The sequence below is a fragment of the Exiguobacterium sp. s168 genome, assembly GCF_018619035.1.
Classification (GTDB): domain Bacteria; phylum Bacillota; class Bacilli; order Exiguobacteriales; family Exiguobacteriaceae; genus Exiguobacterium_A; species Exiguobacterium_A acetylicum.
In genome coordinates this window covers 1-6,400 of record NZ_JACSNE010000046.1, presented here as the reverse complement: position 1 = coordinate 6,400, position 6,400 = coordinate 1, and the positions used below count along the sequence as shown (strand labels likewise).

Here is a 6,400-nt window from a genome sequence, read left to right as displayed (position 1 = left end):
GGCTACCGAAACCTCGAACGATTCTTTTTGAGATTGCGCCTCGAGCTTGGTGGTTAAAATAGCAACCACGTGTTATGGTGATGAGCCAATATTATGGGTTTGTATATGGTTAAAATCTTTAAATACATTAGGCTTGCTGTTCATTATTGTTCTTGTTTCTTTATCTTCTACATCAATCAAAACGTGGAGTTTTGTGGGCAGCATAAACCCTTTTGATTCATAATCGCCTGCACCGATTTCATAATGAATTTTATATTTTCCCCAGCTGATATGGAAAAGCTGAAAATAAAAAGCTTTTGCCGTCACTTTTCTATATACATGAAAGCTAGTCTCTTCTTCTATAGCTGGAAAAATCTTTTTTCCAACTTTATCTTTTCAATTTTGTCTGCTAAAATGTCTAACTGTTGTTCTCCATTCTTCACAATTTCAGTCAATTCTGCTGAATGCTTACTATTGAAGAGCTCCCATTCATTATTCAACTCCATCGCTTCCCCTCCCTATAGGTGTTCCACTTTATATAGCTCACGCCAAAACTAATAATCAAAAAACTGCCATCCACTGTCTCAGGACAGATACGATGGCAACGATAATATGACTTTATTTAGGAAGCTTGGAAGCAAGGACGTCAATATTTTCAATCACTGGTGGCTCTACGAAAAGTTCAGGAGCTTTCTCCATCAATGCCGCAGCCACTTGACCAGAAAGGTGTGCTTGACGACCTGTGTCGTCCGGGAATGCGTCAAAGATTCCGAATGTCGTAGGTCCAAGTCGGATTGCAAACCATGCGATCGTTTCTGACTCCTCCTGAACCACAGGTAGGGCCCCACGTAGGAAGCTTTCAACTTCCGCTTCTTTTCCAGGTTTTGCTTCAAGTCGAACCAATAGCGCTACATTAACCATTTTTCTATCTCCTCCTCAAATTAGAAATTTCATCCATATAAAGTCTATAGTCTGCTAGGTGTTTGATTATATTCTATTTCAATAATGCTAATGATTCACGATTAAAATCTTCTAAGTCATCAGGTGTACGTGATGTTACGATACTACTATCTACAACAACTGATTCGTCTACTACTGTTGCACCTGCATTCTCTAAATCTTTACGTACAGATAAGTAACCCGTTAGCTTTTTACCTTTTAATAAATCTGTATCGATTAATAACTGTGGTCCGTGACAGATTGCAAATACAGGTTTTTCATTAGCAACAAATCCTTTTGTAAATTCACCGAATCGTCCTTGCTCATCACCACGTAACATATCTGGTGAGAATCCGCCTGGAATGAATAATGCATCGAAGTCATCAGGTTTAACGTCATCGATTGCTTTATCAATCGTTACTTCAGTATTCCCTTGTTTACCTTTTACTGTACTACCAGCTTCTTTACCAATAACAGTAATTTCATGTCCTTCTTTTTCAAAAGCCTCAGCCGGGCTCGTAAATTCTATATCTTCAAATAAATTGTCTAATACTACTGCGATTTTCTTAGTCATAATATAAATTCCTCCTAATTTAATAGTGAGTTCGTCATCAATATGTGAGAACTATAATTCTATTTTACCTTTAATATATACACATTAAAAATATATTGCTCAATTATATCAAACTACTTAAACGTTTAATTTTATGAATAATTACTCCGGTTTAAATACGACTTTAATATTTCTCGTTTTTCATCAAATACTTTATAAGCCTCATCGGCTTTTTCTAAAGGAAAAGTATGTATGATAATTTCAGTAGGATCAAATACTTCATCTTTTAAATCACTATCTGCCACAACAAAAGAAGAAAAAAAGATTTATCAGTTATGTGAATACCTATTAATTCACTATCTTTATTAAGGATAGGGCACATATTGCCCAAACGAAGTATCAGCTTAGTATATCTTCTTACTACATATACTTGCTTTTACTTTACCATCACTAAAAATATCTTACTTTTTTCACTACTAAATACACTCCCTTTATTTTTGAATGTAATTAGATAAATGTTTCCCAGTTACGCTATCTTGTATGCTAAGGACACCTTCTGGGTAACCACTGTATAATAATCTTCCTCCTTGTTGACCAGCAGCTGGTCCCATATCAATTAACCAGTCTGATTCTGTCATCATTGACAAGTTATGCTCGATTAGAACGACGGTATTACCTTCATCCACTAATTGATTAAATAATTCGATCAGCACATGGATATCCCTTTCATGTAACCCTGTTGTTGGTTCATCAAAAATAAAGATGTGGTCAGTCACTTGATTGATTAAATACGCACTGAGCTTTACACGTTGAATTTCTCCACCTGAAAGTGTGTCCAATGATTGTCCAAGTGTCATATAGCCTAGACCAGTGGCAGCGAGGGATTTTAATATCTCCAGAATTTTATGATGTGTATTGAAGTAATTTATTCCTTCTTCCACCGTTAATTGTAAGACATCTGCAATAGAGTAACCATCTACTTTAGCATCTAGAACTTCCTGTCTATAACGTGTTCCATGACATACTTCACAAACTTGTGAAAAATCAGGCATAAACGCAAGTTCTGTTTTAAGAATTCCTTTTCCTTTACAGTTTGGACAAGCACCTTCAGAATTATAGCTGAACATACTTTTCTTTAGCCCTGTCTCCTTACTGAAAAATGCTCGTAATTCATCAAATGTATTGGTATAAGTTAATATATTTGAACGATTTGAAGCATTAATAGCTTTTTGATCGATGAATATAACATTTTTAATCTGTTTAAACCCAGTTTTTATGAGCGTACTCTTACCAGAACCAGCAACCCCTGTAATAACAGAAATAGCATTTTTAGGGAGATACACTTCAACATTTTTGACGTTATTTTTTGTAACTGGACCGATATGAATCATTTCTTGAGATGACCTTGGAACTTTTAGTTGATGTTTTTCTTTGAGTTCTTGTCCAGTCGCAGTGTGGGAGTCGAGAAGTTGATCGTATGTTCCTTCAAATGTAATTCTACCCCCATTTTTACCGGCACCTGGTCCTACGTCAACAATGTGATCTGCAATCTTAATAATATCAGGATCGTGTTCAACCACAATAACTGTATTTCCTTTATCCCGAATAGACATAATTATGCGATTGATATTTTCAATATCTTCAGGATGCAGTCCAACACTCGGTTCATCGATAATGTATACGAGATCGGTCAGTGGGCTACTTAAATGACGAATAAGCTTAATACGCTGAGATTCACCACCTGATAATGTAGGTGTTTCTCGACCAAGTGTCAAATAACCAAGTCCAATATCAACTAGAGATTGAAGTTGCTGTTTAAGCGGCTTTACAATATATGCAGCTGTTTTATCAGTAAGATAGTCTAAAAACAGGATATTTTCTACGATACTTTGATTTGTAAAATCAGCAATATCTGCACCGTTAATTTTGCAGCTTAAAATACGTTGATTTAAACGTTTTCCGTGACAGTTAGGACAAACCATTGTCGTTACAACACGCTCATATTCATCCGGCCACCTGCTCTTTTCATAGCCATCATTAATAATAAACAGTCGCCTGAATCGATAGACGACCCCTTCATATTTTGCAGTACGGGGCCATTCTTCAGGAGGATTGGTCAGTTTGGTCGGCTCTAAATAAAGTAATTGATGCATCTCTTCCTTCGAATAATCTTTCAGCTTCTTATCATTATCAAATAGACCCGAATGCGTATAGCTTTTACCACGCCAGTGATCTGGTCCGAATGTAGGAAAATTAATTCCATGTTCGTTTAAAGATTTGTCATAATCCAGCAATTCATCGATATCAATTTCCTCGACATATCCTAAGCCTTGGCATCTCTCACACATTCCTGCCGAATTATTGAATGAAAATTCATTTGAATATCCGACAAATGGTTGACCAATACGAGACCATAGTAGACGAACAGCAGAATAAATATCGGAAATTGTACCTACTGTAGAGCGCGAGTTACCACCAAGTCTTTTCTGACTAATGACCATTGAAACAGGAAGATTTTGAATGGAATCTACATCAGGTTTCTCATAATGAGTTAATTGATTCTGTATATATGTAGAATAAGTTTCATTGAGTAGACGCTCAGATTCAGCTGCAATCGTACTAAATACTAATGAAGATTTTCCAGATCCTGATTTTCCTGTAAAAACGGTCAATTGATGCTTTGGAAGACTTAACGAAACATTTTTTAAATTATTTTGTCGTGCACCTTTGATGATGATATTTTTCATCCCAAACTTCCTCTCCATAATTAAATATATTTATATTTTTTACCTTTTTAACGAGAAATAAGTTTATAAGTATCAATTTTAAAGTTCCAAATTTTTAGCTGAATTTCCGATTATATTTTATTAAAAAATTTAGGGAAATTCTATAATCAAGTTAGCCACCTACGGTGTGCTTTAAAAAATTTAAATGTACGCAGATTGTAAAATTAAGCTAGACAACTAAAAAAGCCTTCTGTGCTAAACTTAATATGTATTTCCGACCAAAGAAAACATTAAGGAGTTAGCACAAATGGCCTATACACATCTTACCACGGATGAACTTGCGTCCATAGAATTATATTACCACCAGAAAATTTCGGTCAGTGAGATCTGCCGGAGAATTAAGCGTTAAAGAGAGATCGTCTATAATGTAATTAATGCACTCAAAGCAGGTATATCTGTACTGGAATTCTATCAGAACGATAAGAAAAGAAAATCTCTTTGCAGAAGACGTAGAATCGTCCTTCCTAAGCATCAGATCAGTTATATTCAAAAAAGGATAGCCGACGGCTGGACACCTGACACCATCATAGGCAGAAATGAAGAATCTATCAGCTGTTCTGTTAAAATTCTGTACAGAATGTTCAGAGAAGATATTCTTCCTGTTCACTCACTTCCGATGAAAGGGAAAAGAAAACCTAACAGTCATCATGAGAAAAGAGGTCGTCAGACTTTCAAACGTCACATTTCAGAAAGAACAGTTGAATTTCCTGACTTTGATAAAGCGTTCGGTCATCTTGAAGGCGATACGATTATTGGTCGTCACCATGGTAGCGCAGTCATCACCCTTGTTGAACGCGTTTCTAAGATGATCATCACCTTACGACCGGAAGGTCGCAAGGCATCCGACATTGAAAAAGCATTAAACAGTATGTTTTCGGCTTTACCTTATCGTCTCTTTAAATCCATTACATTCGACTGCGGTAAAGAGTTTTCCAGCTGGAAGTCAATCAGTAACCCACACGATATATCTATCTTTTTTGCTGATCCAGGTGCACCTTCGCAGCGTACCCTGATTAAACGGATATAATATAATAAAAAACACATAAAAAGAAAAATTTCGCCATTGAATATAACGGGTTCAGTTAAGAGGGAGAAAGACGTATACGTAAAATAGTCCACACCTGTTTTTAGATGTAGACTATTTTATAGGACCTACTATTTGTTATATTTAATAAAATATTACTATGATGGATAACGTGCGGAACGCTTATTTGGCCTTATTTTTTGTCGATAACCAAGTCTAACTATTCTATGTAACTCATTTTTTACAACACGCGAATTGATAACAGAGACAATATACTCTCGATTCAGTGGGACATCCTTACTTGTTATTTCTATTTCTTCGGCATCTTCTAGCATCCTTTTAATGCTATTATTTATCGCATAGTGTTTAATAATCCAATCATCAACTGTTCGGACTTCATAATTCTCTGTTAACTTAATATAATTTTATAACCTCTCTATTTCGGATTTCGCTCTTTTTATCGTAATTAATTTGTTTGGCAAGGATATTCCTCCTTAATTACAAATTTGATAGTATTTTCTAAATTTTAACATTCCCTCTGTGTATTATTCAACTATTAACCTCTATACAGTCCAACCTGACTTTTTTATACTTCCAACCGAAATTACGGCTGAATGCTAAAACAAATTATTTACAGCTTCTCTTATAAAAATTTACGCTTACGCGCTAAGGAGGGACTTTATATTCTGGAAAATTAGCTTTCTATTCCACTTTCTTCTTTTTTCTTACCCAGGATCTCATTATTTTAATTGTTTTTTAACTTTTAATAACATTGTTTTTTTTCAGGTGCTTTTTCCAGCAACTTGATTACACGTTTATATTTTTGTTTCTTTTCTTTATCTTCTTCACGAAAATCTTTCATAACAAGAACAGGTCTATTCCCCCTTTTTGTTTGAACTAAAACTATATCGCCCTGTTCAATCGGCGTATCTCTTAATCTTTTAGGTATATGCCAGTGATACATTTTATTTATATTTAATTTTAAATTTCCATCCTCAGTTCCGAGTACGTGAAAACCAGCAATAGTTTTATTATGGCTCATCACCATAAGGTGTGGTTGACACATAAAATCCATCGGATTTTAAATCGAACATAGAAAAAAAGCGAAAACCCCGGTAT

6 protein-coding genes and 2 pseudogenes are annotated in these 6,400 nt (G+C 35.2%); 1 reads left to right on the top strand and 7 read right to left on the bottom strand.

All coding sequences use genetic code 11. The annotated features are described in order from the left end of the window. Nucleotides 1-72: 72 nt before the first annotated feature. The 6 genes and pseudogenes from KNQ15_RS16390 to KNQ15_RS16370 form a co-directional block, all read right to left on the bottom strand. On the bottom strand, nt 73-306 hold the full coding sequence (locus KNQ15_RS16390; RefSeq protein ID WP_214730100.1) for a hypothetical protein: 234 nt from the start codon (nt 304-306) through the stop codon (nt 73-75). 32 nt (nt 307-338) lie between these two features. Continuing rightward, nucleotides 339-485 carry a hypothetical protein gene (locus KNQ15_RS16385; protein WP_158241174.1) on the bottom strand — a complete coding sequence of 49 codons (147 nt, stop codon included), beginning with the start codon at nt 483-485 and terminating at the stop codon, nt 339-341. Between the two features lie 112 nt (nt 486-597). Then, complete coding sequence (locus tag KNQ15_RS16380; RefSeq protein WP_012655943.1) at nt 598-900, bottom strand: putative quinol monooxygenase; 303 nt, start codon at nt 898-900, stop codon at nt 598-600. A 73-nt stretch (nt 901-973) separates the two neighbouring features. Continuing rightward, nucleotides 974-1,492: a type 1 glutamine amidotransferase domain-containing protein gene (locus tag KNQ15_RS16375; RefSeq protein WP_092599864.1), complete on the bottom strand. Its 519-nt coding sequence runs from the start codon at nt 1,490-1,492 to the stop codon at nt 974-976. Between the two features lie 141 nt (nt 1,493-1,633). Further along, nucleotides 1,634-1,761: pseudogene (locus KNQ15_RS17070) on the bottom strand (glutathione-dependent formaldehyde dehydrogenase); the annotation flags it as partial. Between the two features lie 201 nt (nt 1,762-1,962). Next, nucleotides 1,963-4,218 carry an ATP-binding cassette domain-containing protein gene (locus tag KNQ15_RS16370; RefSeq protein WP_214730099.1) on the bottom strand — a complete coding sequence of 752 codons (2,256 nt, stop codon included), beginning with the start codon at nt 4,216-4,218 and terminating at the stop codon, nt 1,963-1,965. 286 nt (nt 4,219-4,504) lie between these two features. Between KNQ15_RS16370 and KNQ15_RS16365 the strand changes: the two are divergent. Further along, nucleotides 4,505-5,269, top strand: a pseudogene (locus tag KNQ15_RS16365) (IS30 family transposase); the annotation flags it as partial. A gap of 775 nt (nt 5,270-6,044) precedes the next feature. Here KNQ15_RS16365 and KNQ15_RS16360 read toward each other — a convergent pair. After that, the gene (locus KNQ15_RS16360; protein ID WP_214730098.1) at nt 6,045-6,323 is read right to left on the bottom strand and encodes a DUF5839 family protein; all 279 of its coding nucleotides are present in this window, start codon (nt 6,321-6,323) and stop codon (nt 6,045-6,047) included. Nucleotides 6,324-6,400 lie beyond the last annotated feature (77 nt).